Source organism: Jeotgalibacillus marinus (assembly GCF_040801915.1).
GTDB classification, from domain to species: domain Bacteria; phylum Bacillota; class Bacilli; order Bacillales; family Jeotgalibacillaceae; genus Jeotgalibacillus; species Jeotgalibacillus marinus.
Map to the genome: position 1 here is coordinate 78,533 of NZ_JBFMIA010000006.1, position 16,362 is coordinate 94,894.

A 16,362-nucleotide genomic window follows, 5' to 3' on the forward strand; every position below is an offset into this window, starting at 1 on the left:
TAAAAATCGTGTCCTTGTGCAAGAAACAATTATGAATTTCATGTTCGTTCCTACGAAAAAATTCGAAAGATATATTACCGATTTTGGAGTGGTCTATTTTGGCGAATATTTAAGAATTTTGGCAGGTGCTAATTGCGGACAGGAGTTCAGTTGTTACAAAGTGATTGGGTATGAGTTTGAGAAGGATAGGTACTTTGCTGAACTTTCACGGTGAAGAGGAAGCACCAAGAACGGGCGAGGGGCACCTCTGCGAATTCTTCCCGAAAAAGACCGATTTTGATTTTCCATGTTCACAGAAAAAGAATGGGAACGATCTTTACATGTCGGGAGAATATCTTGGTTGGCCAGTGAAGCTTTTTTTGAGCGAAATGTTGCACTTGGATAGATAATTCACCTCATTAAAAAGAGACGATCTATAATTAGATCGTCATAGAGGAGGTATTACAGGGTAGGAACATGAGAAACTAGCTAAAACAAATTGAAGTGATTTGTTTTTTTCTAGTAACCGCCTCTACCACATGCACAACCCACGATAATCAAAAGAACGAAAATCACGACAACTAAAGCAAAACCGCTTCCGCCTCCAGACATACATTTCACCTCCAACAAGTAAATTGAGATACATTTTAAGCACTCCATATACTCTATGCTTCATTGGATTACGGTGGATAGATGAATGACACAGCCCTGGATAAAAACAAACAAAAATGAAAGTACTTAATGGCTGTTGATTAGTTAGTACCCATAACCGTTGCGCATTTCATTTTCAAAGATGAACAACATTCCATCATCGAAAAGAATATGTAGATGTCGCACGCAAATGTGGTGTTCGCGATCGGCTTGATTTCCTTTTCGCTGCTGCATTAAAGAAATAGAGGGGGTTCTGTAATAGGACTGGAACGATGATCTCGATCAGATTGAAAAGAACAGCCATTTAATGGAAAGAAAAAAGTAAGTGAGGTTCGGTATAGGATTATTAAAGACGTGATCATTTGATCGTCAGCCGATGCAATCAGGAAATTTGTTGTCACTCGCTATTTCTCTCCTTGTCCTTATTTGTCTACTAAAAAGATGGTAAAGAAATCGCGAGTTTTTTCATGTTTACATCAATTTTTTCACAAAAAGTGAGGGTGAATCAATGATAGAAAGATCCTCTCTCTATCAAATATTCCATTATAGGTGTGGTTGTCTGCTTTTTAACTAATGCTAGAAAATTCTTCTAAAAAGGCTTAGTAAAATAATGGTACGAATAAGCCTTCTAGGACGAAAAATTCTCCTACCACCAGAACCTCGAAGCCATACACCTTCGGACGTTTCTCCCATCATAACCCCATCAACATATCGTCCGTTATATTCCATTACTCTAACTGGTTGACCATAATATCGAGAATTCATATTATTCTTCTCCTCCTCTCCACTCTCTCTATTATGGTATGCATGCTATTTTGTGTTGTATAGATGTGTCACCAGTATTATCGAATTATTACTAAAATTTATCATCACACCTATAGAGTATGAAAAGAAAATAAAACGCATCTTCTCCATGTTGCATATGATAAATAAAGGGCAACTTCACCTACAGGTTGAGTCAGCGCGGATATAATAATATCGATCATTTTTTAGCTTGTGTTTGAAGATCAATTTGTCGTACTTGTAATACTGTAAGAGAGAGATCAACGACAATTTTTTCGCGTAGCTTATTAAATGTTTCATTCGCATCTACATGATTGGGAGAAAAATCAAGTTCAAAGAAATTTGCACTGACTAACTCACAATATGGTTGTTCATTATAAAAAACACTATTTTCAAAGAAGTATTGATCCTGGCGTGGAATCGTACTGTTTTTCTGATTAATAAATCGAGAACTGCTGCTTCTTGAAGATTCACCTAATAATGGTAGCAGGAAAAAATCATCATCATCATCTCTAAGGTCTGTGAAACCAGAAAATGGAACATCAGCAATTCGATCACGAATGACTCCATTACAGTCCGCTGTGGAGTATTCAATCTTTTTACGAATAAATCCTTCTACAAACAATTTGGCTCTTGTTGCTTCGCGGGGACTTAGACCTGGGGTTCTTATGTCATCACGAAATGCTACAGGTAAAAGTTTACATTGCGTTAGGAATATATCTTTCAACACTCGCTTAATCTCTAATGCTGGTGGATCAAGTGCAATATCTGCTTCTACTACGATTTGAAGTGTGGGCTCGGCTAATACAGCTGGAACTTTAATAAACCGTGCAAAAGTAGCAAAAGGTGTTGATGGTTCATTGGTTAAGGGGACTTCTGTCATTGATTCTATTGGACAAGGACTTTCAATGGAACGATCACTATTATTTGAATTATGTTGTTCGCTCATAATTATCCTCCATTTAGTATTTTGTGATGGCAGTAGTGTGTAACCGTATTGATAATCACATCGGTCACCATGGCATACGAAAGGATCAAAGCTACCCTCAGAAGTGAAGGAAGGATACCATGTATCTCGTCCTCGAATTGATCGCATCATGCATGAACGTCAGGAGGTACGCGTACAAATTGTTTAATTTTCCATTAGACATTTGTCTATTGATACATACACGGAAGACCTTCCCACTTAGTAAATTGTATTCTAATTGATAAGATTCCAGTCCGTGCAAAAAAAGAAGTATAGTTGTTTGAAACGATTCAGTATTTTATTTTTTTGGGGATATCTCTTATTTAAAAAGTTAACAGCTGACTTATTAAATCGATTCTTAAGTGTCTTTTCAAGACTTGTGTCAAAGTTACAAGAGAACTAAATAACTGTTAGAATTGCCAGTACCCTATAAAATGCTCTTCTTTGTGATTTCCCAAACTGGCAGAGGAGAGGGAATGAAAGGATGTTAGACGCGCTCCCACGACTTTAAGACATTCAATGATTTTTATACCAGAACCATCAAAAAAGCACCCCGAAGGATGCTAAGTAAAAATATACCGTCTTGGCGTACTCATCGTGTGAGACTCTTTAATGAAAAATAACCTTGTGCCTGATGATTTTGCAACGATTCAAAAGGCAGTACCTATGCCTTTTAACATTTACTCCTCAATAATAGATTTTAGTGTATTTAAAATCCCTTCTGAGTATTCACCCATTGCAACATTTGAATGAAAGCTTTTAGCTTCTCCTGTTGCATTTTCAACAAGATAACCATGTTTGACTGACTTAAGCATTTGTAAGTCATTGCCGCTATCACCAAAAGCGAAGGAATTCCCTAAACTTACTCCGTATTTTTTCAACATAAACGCTACAATTTTATCTTTACCAGTATCAAAAGGAATAAAGTCTACATCATAACTATCTTCTGGATCACCAGCGAGAGGGTTACATTTATTAATATTTACACTAATACCGTGCTGTTCAGCTTTTTCTCGAATGATTGAAAGGTTATGCTCATCAATGGTCGTATTATGCTCTTTGTAATAAAACTCTTTGTAATAAAAATTGTTCTTGAAGCGTGAACTGCCTAATTGCGTTTGTGCTTCCAAATAAATCTGGTAGTCTTGTTGTAATGATTGGACAATTTCTTGTACTTTCGACATTGAATAGTTTGTCTTTTGTAAACGTAAATTCCAATCTAAATCAGACTCCCCATAGTTCTGTTTGCTGAAATAGGTTATTTCTGTTCCTAAATTACTCGCTATAAAATGAGGGGATAATCTGAAGTTCCCTTTTTCCATTTTGTCTAATACAGACTCGATACTACTGCCTGTAACCCATCCAAACATAAGTTGTTGTTCCTCACTTTTTTGAACAAGGTATTCTTCTAATTCATATAATTTTTGTTGTTTCCTCTGATCAAGATTGTGAGAATAATATGTTTCATCAAAATCACAGAATACAATATACTTCGGTTTTTCTACGACTGAAAGTTGTTTGAATTTCTCTTTGTTATGTAGTAACACGAATGAACGCCTCCATTACTCTGTCAGTTCTTCTAGAGTGATACCAGGATATCCCTCCATTTTTTGATTATAATTTTTTTAACATAAGAATGCAAAAATTACTTTTATTGAGATATAGAAGTTTCATTTGGAATGTGATGATTATGTAAATAAAAGAGCAGCATAGACGAACAAATTTTGACATATTTACAATAGGTGTTGATAACGATTCTCAAATTGATTGACGAATGGTTAGTTGTTATCTAGACTGAAGATAAGACTCATGAAATCGAAATTTTAGATTTACTGTTACGCCTTTATGCATCCCTCATGGCAAAGGGCGTTGTACCGTTTAACAAACAAACGTTGTAGCCGCAATAGCAGCGGGTCAGTAAAAAATTGAAACCGTCTATTCGTGAGGCGGTTTTTCTAAATAAAAAATTAATATGAAGGGACTGATTAAAATGGCAAACGAACTTAGCGAACACCTTGAAGCCATGATTGATAAATATACGGAACTCTTAATCGGGGAAACATCCGAAGAAGCTGTTGAAAAAATTCAGCAATGGATCATCTATAACCACATTGCCAAATCAATGCCATCACTAGCTAAACACTGGAACTCTCTTTATCCAGAAGGAAAAGAGGAAATGAAAAAAGTTGTCCTTGAGATTCAGAAGAAAAATAAAGAGTTGAAAGCGAAAGAAGATAGTAGGGAGTAAGGTGTTAGTTGGTGGTGGAATAGGATGTTGGCTGGATCAAAATAAGCCTGACAGTTGTGCTGAGATGAAATGTTGAATTAGGAACTGGAAAAAATGTAAAGACCCACGAATTAATAAGAAACCTATTAAAAAGGAGCTGAATTTCAATCAGCTCCTTTTTTTCTTGTCATTTAAGTGGATAACCGTGTTTCAAAAGTTCACACTGATCCCAATTAGCAAAATAACATTTAAAGGAAATACGAAGGGTGAACTTAATGGACTGGTAACTGCGCCATATCCGTTTTAGCCTTTTGAGCATTTTGCTGTAAAGTCGCAGGAGTTTCTTGCGTGGGCTTGTACCAGCCTTGTTGTTTCATAAATTCGAACAGTTGATGTTGTGATTTTTGAGTTTCCCCGCAAATTGTAGATATCACATCAAATAAGGGTTGTGTACTTGCCTCGTTTAGTGCTGTGCTGTAGCTAACGCACAAATGCTTTTCTAAAATAAGTAGATCGGTTGCCCAATCTTGATCCGTCATCGCTGAGGGTGGTTGTGTTCCACCACTTGATTGTTGTCCCATTTCTTGTTGCATATGAAGGCCTCCCTATTGCATTCCTGCAGAAGTTTGTGATGTTGTTGATAAGAAATTTGTAAGTGTTTCGTAGTGCTTTCTGTGCATATTACAACATTCTTCTAGTTGGGCTTTTAGAGCGGGTTGTTGGCAGTTGGAAGCCGCGAAATGACTTTTTTTGGCCGCAAGTAAATTCCATGCGAGCATGTCTTCAATGTACAATGCATCTTTTGTTGAGAGGGATTGATTTTGCATGATCGATTTAGCCTCCTTTAGGTTCCTCTAGACTTCTCTTTTACGTTCTCCAAAGCGTTAAAAAATATACGACTATTGTTATATTAAAATCGTTACACGCATGATAAAATAGGGGAGAAACATATGAATATTTTTTATTTTCAAAAAACACAAAGCTCTTACAGGTGATTTCTGTATTCAGGGGGGGTTGACGTCATGGAACGATTGATGCGTGATTTCTTTTTGTTTCTATCTAAAAATAAACCAATGACGAAGGTGGCTAAGCAATATGGTCTTCGTTTTGGAGGAGCACGTTTTGTGGCTGGGGAAACGGTTGAGCAAGCAGTGAAATCGATTCAAGAGCTTAATCAAAAAGGTCTTTGTGTAACACTTGATTGCCTCGGCGAATTCGTGGATAACGAAAAAGAAGCGAGTGAGATGGCCGAACTATGTATAGAAGCAGTTCGTGCGATTGGAACGTATCAAATTGATTCTCAGCTTTCACTGAAATTAACTTCTATGGGTCTTGATTTATCTGAAGACGTCGTACTTGAAAACATGAGAAGAATTTTAGATGTGGCAGCTGAGTACGATGTTTTCGTGACGATCGATATGGAAGACTATGAGCATTGCGGTCGTACGCTTGAGGTATTCAAAAAACTTAAACATGAATACGATCACATTGGAACAGTTATTCAGGCGTATTTGTACCGGACAGAAGCTGATATGGAAGCACTTAGTGTTCATTCGCCAAACCTTCGACTTGTTAAAGGAGCCTATAAAGAATCCCCTGAAGTTGCTTTTCCTGAAAAACACGACGTCGATGCTAATTTTAAAAACATTATTAAAATGCATTTGTTGAATGGCAATTATACTGCAGTTGCTACACACGACGATGCAATGATTCAATATACAAAAGAGTTCGTGAGAGAGCATGGTATATCACGTGATCAATTTGAATTCCAAATGCTATATGGTATTCGGGAAGAGCGACAACGTGAGCTTCATAAAGAAGGGTACAAAATGCGCGTATATATGCCGTTTGGAACAGACTGGTACGGTTATTTTATGCGTCGACTTGCTGAACGTCCTGCAAACGTAGCGTTTGTTGCTAAAGGGATCATGAATCGATAGCACACCCTAATCGGCTGAAGGAAAAATCAGCCGATTGTTTTATGTGAAATATACGATTGTCATGACGTTTAGTTCCCCTCAAGTGGTCTAGTCATACTGGCTTGAGTGCAAAAAACATCATCCTAAAAGTAGCGGCTTATGTTTGTCGTTGCTGGACAATCCGCTTCAACTTTTGGTTGCGAAATGTTGAAAAATCAATTATGATAAAGGAGTGAAGAAAATTGAATATTTTTTTAATTTAAAAATGAATGATGGTTCATTCAATAAAATATGACAAAAATTTATGGTGTTTAATATTTTACACAGCTATTCATTCAAAAAAGCTTCAAAGGGGGAAACTAGTTTGGGCAGACACATTCAAAAAGCAGCGGTTATTGGTTCTGGAGTTATGGGGTCTGGCATTGCCGCTCACTTAGCTAACATTGGTATTCCAACATTATTGCTTGATATCGTACCCAACTCGTTAACGGAGCAAGAAAGTATAAAAGGTCTAACATTAGAGGACAAAGCTGTGCGCAATCGCATGAGTGCAGGAGCGATTCAAAATTTATTTAAACAAAAGCCAGCACCACTCTCTACGAAAGAAAATGCTGCACTGATTGAAGCAGGAAACTTAGAGGATGATATCCATCGTTTAAATGAAGTGGATTGGATTATTGAAGTTGTGGTTGAAAATCTTGATGTAAAGAAAAGGGTTTTTGAGCAAATTGAACAACATCGTAAAGACGGTAGCATTGTAAGTTCAAATACATCTGGTATTTCAATTGATGCAATGGTTGAAGGACGTTCAGATGATTTTAAAAAGCATTTCTTAGGTACCCACTTCTTTAACCCACCACGCTACCTAAAGCTTTTAGAAGTGATCCCGACGCCACTTACCGATCCATCTGTAGTGTCATTTATGAAAGAGTTTGGAGAAGATACACTTGGCAAAGGTGTTGTCATTGCGAAAGATACTCCAAATTTTATTGCTAATCGCATTGGAACATACGGCCTCCTTATGACTGCACAAGAAATGATTAAAGGCAAGTACAGCGTTGGGGAAGTTGATTCTGTGACGGGTCCACTAATAGGGCGTCCAAAGAGTGCTACATTCCGCACGCTGGATGTTGTTGGGTTAGATACATTTATCCATGTAGCAAAAAATGTGTACGACAAAGTGGAAGGGGAAGAAAAGGACGTTTTTGATGTTCCAGAATTTATGCTAAAGATGCGTGATAATGGGTGGCTCGGTAGTAAATCTGGTCAAGGATTTTTCTTGAAAAAGGGAAAAGAAATCTTCGAATTAAATCCAGAGACTCTTCAATATCAAGAACGCAAAAAACTTCGGGCACCATCTGTTGAAATGGCGAAACAGGAAAAAGGATTAGCGAATAAAATAAAAGCGCTTGTATATGCAAAAGATCGTGCTGGCGAACTGCTGTGGTCGATTTTATCACCAGCTCTTGTATATTCTGCAGAGCTGCACGGTGAAATTGCCGATGACATCGTCTCCATTGACCGCGCAATGAAATGGGGATTCGGCTGGAAAATGGGTCCATTTGAAACATGGGACGCAATTGGTTTAGAAAAGTCAGTTGAAAAAATGAAAGCAGAAGGTAAAACAATTCCTGCTTGGGTAGAAGAAATGCTTAGCGAAGGTCACATGACTTTCTATAAGGAAGAAGAGGGCGACCAATACTTCTATCAAGACGGCAGTTATCATTTAGTTGAAGAAAATGAAAAAGTAATCAATCTTAAACGATGGAAGAAAAAGAATGGCGTAATAAAGAAAAACACGGGTGCTAGTTTAATTGATTTAGGTGATGGTGTGGCACTACTTGAGTTCCACTCACCAAGCAACGCGATTGGCATGGATATTATCCAGATGATTAATTTTGCAGTTGATGAAGTAGAGAAGAACTACAAAGGACTTGTCATTGGAAATCAAGGCAAAAACTTCTGTGTTGGTGCGAATCTTGCGATGATTTTAATGGAAGCTCAAGACGATAATATGTTTGAGATCGATATGGTTGTGAAACAATTTCAACTTGCGATGTTGCGGTTGAAATATAGCTCATTCCCGGTTGTGGCTGCACCGTTTGGCATGACACTTGGTGGTGGTACAGAAGTTTGTTTACCGGCTGATCATATCCAAGCTTCTGCTGAAACGTATATGGGATTGGTAGAAGTTGGCGTCGGGCTGATTCCTGGCGGTGGCGGAAACAAAGAGCTGTATTTAAATTATTACAATAGCCTACCAAAAGGACTTGATTTTGACCTTCAAAAAGTCGCAAATAAAGTGTTTGAAACAATTGCAATGGCAAAGGTATCAACATCTGGTGCAGAAGCGAAGGAGCATCACTTCTTAACATCGGCTGATGGGATTAGTGCAAATGGCGATCACTTACTATATGACGCGAAGCAAGTGGTACTTCATTTAGCCGAAAACTACTCAGCTCCAGTGAAACGTAAGGTACCAGTCGTGGGTGAGACGGGATATGCGACATTACTTTTAGGAGCGCAATCCATGCACCATTCAGGCTTTATTTCAGATCATGATTTAAAGATTGCAAAAAAACTAGCTTACGTGATTGCTGGAGGAAAAGTGCCCTTTGGAACAGAGGTGGACGAAGAATACTTGTTGAAACTTGAGCGTGAAGCGTTCCTAAGTTTGATTACTGAACCAAAATCACAAATGAGAATGCAACACATGCTTGTGAAAGGAAAGCCATTACGAAACTAATTGATGTGACAAATATCATTTAAAGGGGGAGCACAATGCGTGAAGCAGTGATTGTCGCTGGTGCAAGAACACCAGTCGGGAAAGCAAAAAAGGGTAAGTTAGCGAACGTGCGTCCTGATGATTTAGGTGCACTTGCCGTAAGAGAAACCTTACAACGAGCAGGAAATTATGATGGAGAGATTGATGATTTAATTATTGGATGTGCGATGCCAGAGGCTGAACAAGGTATGAACATGGCTCGTAATATCGGTGCATTAGCAGGTCTTTCTCACACAGTACCTGCGATTACAATCAACCGTTACTGTTCATCAGGTCTTCAATCGATCGCTTATGGTGCAGAGCGGATCATGCTTGGTTATGCAGATACGATTATCGCAGGTGGAGCAGAATCAATGAGCCTTGTACCAATGATGGGCCATACGGTTCGTCCAAACATTCGTCTTGCGGAAGAAATGCCGGAGTACTATATGAGCATGGGGCATACAGCCGAAGAGGTTGCAAAAAAATACGGCATCACGCGTGAAGATCAAGATGCGTTTGCTGTGCACAGTCATCAAAAAGCAGCAAAGGCACTGGCTGAGGGCAAATTTAATGATGAGATTGTTCCTGTTGATGTAACGCTCAGGCACGTTGATGAGAAGCATCAAATGCAAGAGCGTCTCATTCACTTTTCACAAGATGAAGGCGTTCGAGCCACTTCTAACGTTGACACACTAAGCAAATTATCTCCTGTATTTTCTCGTACAGGAACGGTAACAGCCGGCAACTCTTCCCAAACAAGTGATGGTGCTGCAGCTGTTATGGTAATGGATCGTGAAAAAGCAGAGTCACTCGACTTGAAGCCTATCGCAAAATTTCGTTCATTCGCTGTCGGCGGGGTACCACCAGAAATTATGGGCGTAGGCCCAGTTGAAGCTGTTCCAAAAGCACTGAAACTAGCGGGGGTATCGCTCTCTGATATTGATTTATTTGAGCTAAACGAAGCGTTTGCTTCTCAATCCATTCAAGTGATTCGACAGCTTGGTTTAAATGAAGAAATCGTCAATGTAAATGGTGGTGCGATCGCACTTGGTCATCCACTTGGCTGTACGGGAGCAAAACTTACGCTTTCACTTTTGCATGAACTTCAAAGAAGACAGCAACAATTTGGCGTTGTCACAATGTGTATAGGTGGAGGAATGGGCGCAGCAGGTGTTTTTGAAATGATCAACTAAACAACTTTTGGGGAAAAGGGAGGAATTAATCATGTCAAACGAAACAAAATCAGTTGTTAAGGGTGGAAGCTTTTTAATCGAGGATATCGAAGTAAACGACGTATTTACTCCAGAAGACTACACAGACGAGCAAAAAATGATTGCAAAAACAACAGAAGATTATGTGATCAATGAAGTTGTACCTCAAATTGAGCACCTTGAAAATCATGAGTTTGATCGTTCGGTCAAGCTACTTAAATCAGCTGGTGATCTTGGTCTTTTAGGTGCTGATGTTCCAGAGGAATATGGAGGTCTTGGACTCGATAAAGTAAGTTCAGCGCTTATCGCTGAAAAAATGTCTCGTGCGGGTGGGTTCTCTATCACACACGGTGCTCACGTTGGAATAGGCTCCTTGCCAATCGTTCTTTTCGGTAACGAGGAGCAAAAGAAAAAATATCTTCCAACACTTGCTACTGGTGAAAAAATTGCTGCTTATGCACTAACAGAACCAGGTTCAGGATCTGATGCATTAGGTGCTAAAACCGTTGCAAAGCTTAACGAAGCTGGCACACACTATGTCTTAAACGGTGAAAAACAATGGATAACAAACGCTGGTTTCGCTGATGTATTTGTTGTATATGCAAAAATCGACGGCGAGCATTTCTCGACGTTTATTATAGAGCGCAATTTCCCAGGTGTTTCTGTTGGAGCGGAAGAGAAAAAAATGGGAATCAAGAGCTCTTCAACTCGTACACTCATCCTCTCTGACGCTGAAGTCCCGGTTGAAAATCTACTAGGTGATGCAGGAAGAGGTCATGTCATTGCCTTTAATATTTTAAATATCGGTCGCTACAAGCTAGGAGTAGGTACAGTCGGCGGTTCAAAGCGTGCACTTGAACTTGCGGTTAAATATACAAATCAGCGCCAACAATTTAAAAAGCCAATTTCTTCGTTTAATTTAACAAAAGAAAAGCTTGCTACAATGGGCGCGAAGCTTTATGCAACGGAGAGCTCAGTGTACCGTACAGTTGGTCTTTTTGAAGATCGCATGAGCCAGCTTAGTGAGGAAGAGGTTCAAGATGGTAAAGAAGTTGCGAAATCAATAGCAGAATACGCAATTGAGTGTTCATTGAATAAAGTATTTGGTACCGAAACGCTTGACTACATTGCTGATGAGGCACTTCAATTGCACGGTGGATACGGCTTTATGCAGGAATATGAAGTAGAACAGATTTACCGTGATTCGCGTATAAACCGCATTTTTGAAGGCACAAACGAAATCAATCGTCTTCTTGTACCTGGCACGTACCTACGTAAAGCAATGAAAGGTGAACTTCCGCTTCTGCAAAAAGCTCAAGCACTTCAAGAAGAAATAATGACGATGATGCCAGAAGAAGTTAGTGATGAGCCACTAGCGCAAGAGGCTTATCTTGTGAAAAATGCGAAAAAAATTGGGTTGCTTGCTGCTGGTCTTGCAGCACAAAAATATGGCAAAGCGCTTGAACAAGAACAAGAAGTACTTGTGAACATTGCCGATATCGTCTCTCTTGCGTACGCAATGGAATCAGCACTTCTTCGCACACAAAAAGCTGTGGCCAAAACAGGTCTTGAAAAGAATCAACAAAAAGTTCTTTATACACAAATTTTCTGTCAAGAAGCATTCAACGAAATCGAACAACACGCCAAAGAAACAATCATTGCTGTGGAAGACGGCGACACACTTCGTATGATGTTGTCAGCACTTCGTAAATTTACGCGCTACACGCCGGTGAACTTAGTTGTGAAAAAACGTGAAGCAGCAGCTAAGTTGATTGATGTTGAGAAGTTCGTCGTATAATGAGAAAAGGCGCCCAGCGAACATTTCGCTGGGTGTTTTTTAGAGGGAACTCTTTACTGTATCGAAGTTGTTACTAATCTTTCACATGTTCTATAATAGACGTATGCCAAAGTCCATTAACTGAGGTAAATTTAATACAGAGGTGATTAGTATGGCAATCACATTTTACTCGTATCCCAAATGTGGCACGTGTCGTAAAGCGAAAAAATGGCTTGATGAAGAAGGCACTTCCTATGAAGAAATTCATTTAGTAGAGGCCCCTCCGTCAAAAAACGAGCTTGAAAAAATGTATAAAAATAGTGGATTGGATATCAAGAAATTCTTTAATACAAGTGGCATGAAATATCGTGATTTAGGCTTAAAGGATCGTTTACCAGCTATGTCGGATGAAGAAAAGCTTGAACTTCTTGCTACCGATGGCATGTTAATTAAACGTCCACTGACGACTGACGGAAAGACTGTAACGGTTGGCTTTAAAGAACCAGAATTTGAACAGCATTGGAAGGTATAGATTGTTCTGAATCATTACTTGTGTTCGCGCTTTGAATATGCCAAGATTAGAATGTAGAACATAGATTGAATACGGAGGGGAAAACATGGGTTCACCAAAAGAGTTACGTTATTCTGAAGAACACGAATGGGTAAAAGAAGAGGACAATAAAGTACGCATCGGTATCACAGCATTTGCTCAATCTGAACTGGGCGACATCGTATTCGTTGAACTTCCAGAAGTAGGCGATGAGCTAAAAGCGGACGAGCCATTTGGCAGTGTAGAATCCGTTAAAACGGTATCTGAGCTTTATGCACCAGTAAGCGGAAAAGTTGTAGAAGTCAACGAAGACCTAAGTGATAGCCCTGAATTCGTTAATGAATCTCCCTACGAAAAAGCATGGATGGTTACCGTTGAGTTAAACAACACTGATGAGTTAGATAGTCTGATGACTGCTGAGAAATATGACGAAATGATCAACGAAGACTAAGCATTACATATGAAATGAGGCTGTCACCTGTTTAAGATACGGGTGGCAGTTTTTTGTTGAGGTTGGACAGAATTGAACCGATTTCGCTTTTGTTATTTGCTTTTCTAAAAGAAACAAGCGAAAATAAAGGTAGCATCATATACTACTGTAATCTAACGAACGAGGTTAGGTTTTGGATTAATATGGATGATAGGGTGTGATCTGTAGTGGATGACGTTGACGAGATAGTCATCATTGTCGAAGGAACGTCCGATAAACGAAAAGTACAACCGATTATTCGAGAGCCAGTTGATATTATTTGCACAAATGGCACAATCAGCTTTAACAAAATGGATGAATTAATCGAACAGCTAACAAACCGAGACGTCTATATTTTAGTGGATGCAGACGAGGCTGGAGAAAAACTACGCAAGCAATTTAAACGAGAATTCCCAGATGCTGAACATCTTTATATTGACCGTTCCTATCGCGAGGTGGCAACAGCACCCTCAAAACACTTAGCATCGATATTAGTAGCCGCAGATATCGATGTTTACACTGAGTATTTGGAAAAAGGATGAATCGATAAATGATCAATGAATGGTCCCTCGAGCTTTTAAATGCCAAGTTAGACAATGCTGAAAACACAGCACTTTATTTGTACACTCCGATGTGTGGAACATGCAAGCTAGCAAGCAGAATGCTCGAAATCACAGCAACAACTGTAACAGGTTATGAGATTGGAAAAGCGGATCTGAATTATGTCGGATCACTCGCAGAAACCTACCAAATTGAGAGCGTTCCCTGCTTGTTGATTTGGAAAAACGGTGAACTAGTGAAAAAAGCATATAAATTCGAATCTGTCCCCAATTTATACGAAACATTGCAAAGTCACTCATGATGGATATGAGTGGCTTTTTACATTTTTTTTAGTAGCAAACCGTTCGTCCATTCTTTCATTAAACAAAAAAATACGAACATTTTTTGTTGACACTTATTTTATATCCGTGATACGATGACTTTCGTAATAATAAAAGCGTATTGATTATGTAAATCGTATCAAGCGTTATTTAACTTAATATTATTCGTAACTCTTATTTAGAGCGGTGGAGGGATGTGCCCGATGAAACCCGGCAACCAGCAGTCTTTTGACTGGAAAGGTGCCAATTCACACAGGATAAAACCTGGAAGATGAGAGAAGGGACCTTAACTTTACGCGCCTTTCTGCTCATATAGCAGAAGGCGTTTTTTTAATGTAGTTAAACGGCATAATGATTTATAGTATGGTAAAACTATTTTTTGCTAGCATCTGCATGGGGATCGGTTAATCAGTAGAAGTGAAAAACGTATTGGAGTTATTTCCGAGTATCATGCAGCAGCTTACTCAATTTTAATCAAGAAAGAGGCGATGGAATGATTACAATCTCCAATGTCAAAAAGATATTTAAAACAAAGGATGGAAAGTTTACTGCCGTTGATGATGTAAACTTGCAAATTACAGAAGGTGAAATTTTTGGTGTCATCGGATATAGTGGTGCTGGGAAAAGTACACTCATTCGAATGTTAAATGGATTGGAATCTCCAACTTCAGGAACAGTTGATGTTAATGGCAAAATCATTTCTAATATAAGAGGCGCAGAACTTCGAAAAGCACGCCAAAAAATAAGCATGATTTTTCAACATTTTAATCTTTTATGGTCGCGAACTGTTCGAGAAAATATCTCGTTCCCACTTGAAATTGCGGGAGTGGATAAAAAAAAGCGGGAAAAAAAAGTTGATGAATTGATTGAGCTCGTTGGACTTAATGGCCGAGGGGGATCTTATCCATCACAACTTAGCGGAGGTCAAAAGCAGCGTGTTGGTATTGCACGTGCACTCGCTAACGATCCACAAGTATTGCTGTGCGATGAAGCGACATCAGCACTTGACCCACAAACAACTGATTCAATCTTAGAGTTGCTTGTGGATATCAACAAACGTCTTGGGCTAACGATCGTTCTGATCACACACGAAATGCATGTCATCAGAAAGATTTGTCACCGGATTGCAGTAATGGAAGATGGACGAGTAGTCGAGCTTGGCGATGTACTCGAGGTATTTAAACAACCTAAAGAGCAGATCACAAAACGATTCGTTCAACAAGTTACTGAGCCAGAAGAAACGCGTGAAACGATCGAACATCTGTTAGATGAGTACGAGGATGGTAAAGTGATTAAACTAACGTTTGTCGGTGAAGCAACTGAGCAACCGATAATCACAAATTTAATTCGATCGTTTGATATTAACGTGAATATTTTGCAAGGGAAGATTTCACAGACGCAAAATGGAGCGTATGGATCACTCTTCATCCATGTTCATGGTGTTCAGGAAGAGATTACAAAAGCCGTTGATTTCCTCGAATCAGCCAAAGTTGGGGTGGAGGTGATCACACATGATTGAACGAGTTTTTCCAAACGTTGATTGGGTGAAAATGTGGGAAGCATCATATGAAACGATTTATATGACACTCATAGCCACTGCATTTACGTTTGTAATTGGACTTTTATTAGGTTTATTACTTTTCTTAACATCGAAAGATAATATTCGGGAAAATAAGGTTGTCTATGGCATAACTAGTGTTATTGTGAACGTGTTTCGCTCGATTCCGTTTATTGTCTTAATTATTCTATTGATCCCATTTACACGGACATTAATTGGGACGGTTCGGGGAGCAGACGCTGCGCTTCCTGCACTGATCATAGGTGCAGCACCATTTTATGCACGAATGGTTGAAATTGCCCTTCGTGAGATTGATAAAGGGGTTATTGAAGCCGCTCGATCAATGGGAGCAAAAGTGAGCACGATTATCATAAAAGTATTTATTCCAGAATCATTGCCAGCACTTATTTCCGGTATTACGGTTACTACGATTGCATTAGTAGGTTACACAGCAATGGCAGGTGTGATTGGAGCAGGTGGACTTGGAAATCTGGCATTTTTAGAAGGGTTTCAACGTAGTCGTGACGATGTAACGCTCGCAGCTACGATCATCATAGTGATTATTGTGTTTGTTATCCAATTTATCGGTGATTTCTTCACCAATCGATTGGATAAAAGATAAA

Annotated in this window: 17 protein-coding genes and 1 riboswitch; of the genes, 11 read left to right on the plus strand and 6 right to left on the minus strand. The window is 39.1% G+C overall.

What is annotated here, in order from left to right; translation table 11 throughout:
• Window positions 1–498: 498 nt before the first annotated feature.
• The 4 genes from AB1471_RS09005 to AB1471_RS09020 all read right to left on the minus strand — a co-directional run bounded on the left by AB1471_RS09005 (window position 499) and on the right by AB1471_RS09020 (window position 3,927).
• Entirely contained in the window at window positions 499–591 is a 93-nt protein-coding gene (locus AB1471_RS09005) for a YjcZ family sporulation protein (protein ID WP_367779426.1), read from the minus strand.
• A 615-nt stretch (window positions 592–1,206) separates the two neighbouring features.
• Window positions 1,207–1,395: a hypothetical protein gene (locus AB1471_RS09010; RefSeq protein WP_367779427.1), complete on the minus strand. Its 189-nt coding sequence runs from the start codon at window positions 1,393–1,395 to the stop codon at window positions 1,207–1,209.
• A gap of 217 nt (window positions 1,396–1,612) precedes the next feature.
• On the minus strand, window positions 1,613–2,362 hold the full coding sequence (locus AB1471_RS09015) for a CsxC family protein (protein ID WP_437342351.1): 750 nt from the start codon (window positions 2,360–2,362) through the stop codon (window positions 1,613–1,615).
• Between the two features lie 698 nt (window positions 2,363–3,060).
• The gene (locus tag AB1471_RS09020) at window positions 3,061–3,927 is read right to left on the minus strand and encodes an HAD-IIB family hydrolase (RefSeq protein WP_367779428.1); all 867 of its coding nucleotides are present in this window, start codon (window positions 3,925–3,927) and stop codon (window positions 3,061–3,063) included.
• A 443-nt stretch (window positions 3,928–4,370) separates the two neighbouring features.
• Between AB1471_RS09020 and AB1471_RS09025 the strand changes: the two genes are divergently transcribed.
• Window positions 4,371–4,628, plus strand: coding sequence for a DUF2573 family protein (locus AB1471_RS09025; protein ID WP_367779429.1), 258 nt, complete (start codon window positions 4,371–4,373; stop codon window positions 4,626–4,628).
• A gap of 251 nt (window positions 4,629–4,879) precedes the next feature.
• On the opposite strand, the gene AB1471_RS09030 is transcribed toward AB1471_RS09025, so the two are convergent.
• On the minus strand, window positions 4,880–5,200 hold the full coding sequence (locus AB1471_RS09030) for a spore coat protein (protein ID WP_367779430.1): 321 nt from the start codon (window positions 5,198–5,200) through the stop codon (window positions 4,880–4,882).
• Between the two features lie 12 nt (window positions 5,201–5,212).
• Entirely contained in the window at window positions 5,213–5,434 is a 222-nt protein-coding gene (locus AB1471_RS09035; RefSeq protein ID WP_367779431.1) for a hypothetical protein, read from the minus strand.
• A 195-nt stretch (window positions 5,435–5,629) separates the two neighbouring features.
• Here AB1471_RS09035 and AB1471_RS09040 point away from each other — a divergent pair, with 195 nt between their 5' ends.
• From AB1471_RS09040 to AB1471_RS09085, 10 genes are all read left to right on the plus strand, one after another.
• The gene (locus tag AB1471_RS09040; protein ID WP_367779432.1) at window positions 5,630–6,547 is read left to right on the plus strand and encodes a proline dehydrogenase family protein; all 918 of its coding nucleotides are present in this window, start codon (window positions 5,630–5,632) and stop codon (window positions 6,545–6,547) included.
• Between the two features lie 343 nt (window positions 6,548–6,890).
• Window positions 6,891–9,272, plus strand: coding sequence for a 3-hydroxyacyl-CoA dehydrogenase/enoyl-CoA hydratase family protein (locus AB1471_RS09045; RefSeq protein ID WP_367779433.1), 2,382 nt, complete (start codon window positions 6,891–6,893; stop codon window positions 9,270–9,272).
• Between the two features lie 35 nt (window positions 9,273–9,307).
• Complete coding sequence (locus AB1471_RS09050) at window positions 9,308–10,486, plus strand: acetyl-CoA C-acetyltransferase (protein ID WP_367779434.1); 1,179 nt, start codon at window positions 9,308–9,310, stop codon at window positions 10,484–10,486.
• A 31-nt stretch (window positions 10,487–10,517) separates the two neighbouring features.
• Window positions 10,518–12,302 (plus strand): acyl-CoA dehydrogenase FadE, encoded by a 1,785-nt coding sequence (locus AB1471_RS09055; protein ID WP_367779435.1) that lies wholly within the window; start codon window positions 10,518–10,520, stop codon window positions 12,300–12,302.
• 151 nt (window positions 12,303–12,453) lie between these two features.
• A complete protein-coding gene (locus AB1471_RS09060) occupies window positions 12,454–12,813 on the plus strand; it encodes an arsenate reductase family protein (RefSeq protein ID WP_367779436.1) in 360 nt (119 codons plus the stop codon).
• A gap of 85 nt (window positions 12,814–12,898) precedes the next feature.
• Window positions 12,899–13,282 (plus strand): glycine cleavage system protein GcvH, encoded by a 384-nt coding sequence (gcvH, locus tag AB1471_RS09065; protein ID WP_367779437.1) that lies wholly within the window; start codon window positions 12,899–12,901, stop codon window positions 13,280–13,282.
• Between the two features lie 206 nt (window positions 13,283–13,488).
• Complete coding sequence (locus AB1471_RS09070) at window positions 13,489–13,842, plus strand: toprim domain-containing protein (RefSeq protein WP_367779438.1); 354 nt, start codon at window positions 13,489–13,491, stop codon at window positions 13,840–13,842.
• 8 nt (window positions 13,843–13,850) lie between these two features.
• A complete protein-coding gene (locus AB1471_RS09075; protein WP_367779439.1) occupies window positions 13,851–14,162 on the plus strand; it encodes a thioredoxin family protein in 312 nt (103 codons plus the stop codon).
• 190 nt (window positions 14,163–14,352) lie between these two features.
• A riboswitch (SAM riboswitch) is annotated at window positions 14,353–14,459 on the plus strand.
• 215 nt (window positions 14,460–14,674) lie between these two features.
• Window positions 14,675–15,700, plus strand: a complete 1,026-nt coding sequence (locus AB1471_RS09080) for a methionine ABC transporter ATP-binding protein (protein WP_367779440.1) — start codon at window positions 14,675–14,677, stop codon at window positions 15,698–15,700.
• Window positions 15,693–16,361, plus strand: a complete 669-nt coding sequence (locus AB1471_RS09085) for a methionine ABC transporter permease (protein ID WP_367779441.1) — start codon at window positions 15,693–15,695, stop codon at window positions 16,359–16,361. Before AB1471_RS09080 ends, AB1471_RS09085 begins: the two co-directional genes overlap by 8 nt.
• The last annotated feature ends 1 nt before the right edge of the window (window position 16,362 follow it).

What these genes read in the sequence shown, in the direction of transcription:
- AB1471_RS09005 (WP_367779426.1), bottom strand. Translation starts at nt 591, where the DNA reads ATGTCTGGAGGCGGAAGCGGTTTTGCTTTAGTTGTCGTGATTTTCGTT.
- AB1471_RS09010 (WP_367779427.1), bottom strand. Translation starts at nt 1,395, where the DNA reads ATGAATTCTCGATATTATGGTCAACCAGTTAGAGTAATGGAATATAAC.
- AB1471_RS09015 (WP_437342351.1), bottom strand. Translation starts at nt 2,362, where the DNA reads ATGAGCGAACAACATAATTCAAATAATAGTGATCGTTCCATTGAAAGT.
- AB1471_RS09025 (WP_367779429.1), top strand. Translation starts at nt 4,371, where the DNA reads ATGGCAAACGAACTTAGCGAACACCTTGAAGCCATGATTGATAAATAT.
- AB1471_RS09030 (WP_367779430.1), bottom strand. Translation starts at nt 5,200, where the DNA reads ATGCAACAAGAAATGGGACAACAATCAAGTGGTGGAACACAACCACCC.
- AB1471_RS09035 (WP_367779431.1), bottom strand. Translation starts at nt 5,434, where the DNA reads ATGCAAAATCAATCCCTCTCAACAAAAGATGCATTGTACATTGAAGAC.
- AB1471_RS09040 (WP_367779432.1), top strand. Translation starts at nt 5,630, where the DNA reads ATGGAACGATTGATGCGTGATTTCTTTTTGTTTCTATCTAAAAATAAA.
- AB1471_RS09050 (WP_367779434.1), top strand. Translation starts at nt 9,308, where the DNA reads ATGCGTGAAGCAGTGATTGTCGCTGGTGCAAGAACACCAGTCGGGAAA.
- AB1471_RS09055 (WP_367779435.1), top strand. Translation starts at nt 10,518, where the DNA reads ATGTCAAACGAAACAAAATCAGTTGTTAAGGGTGGAAGCTTTTTAATC.
- AB1471_RS09060 (WP_367779436.1), top strand. Translation starts at nt 12,454, where the DNA reads ATGGCAATCACATTTTACTCGTATCCCAAATGTGGCACGTGTCGTAAA.
- gcvH (WP_367779437.1), top strand. Translation starts at nt 12,899, where the DNA reads ATGGGTTCACCAAAAGAGTTACGTTATTCTGAAGAACACGAATGGGTA.
- AB1471_RS09075 (WP_367779439.1), top strand. Translation starts at nt 13,851, where the DNA reads ATGATCAATGAATGGTCCCTCGAGCTTTTAAATGCCAAGTTAGACAAT.
- AB1471_RS09080 (WP_367779440.1), top strand. Translation starts at nt 14,675, where the DNA reads ATGATTACAATCTCCAATGTCAAAAAGATATTTAAAACAAAGGATGGA.
- AB1471_RS09085 (WP_367779441.1), top strand. Translation starts at nt 15,693, where the DNA reads ATGATTGAACGAGTTTTTCCAAACGTTGATTGGGTGAAAATGTGGGAA.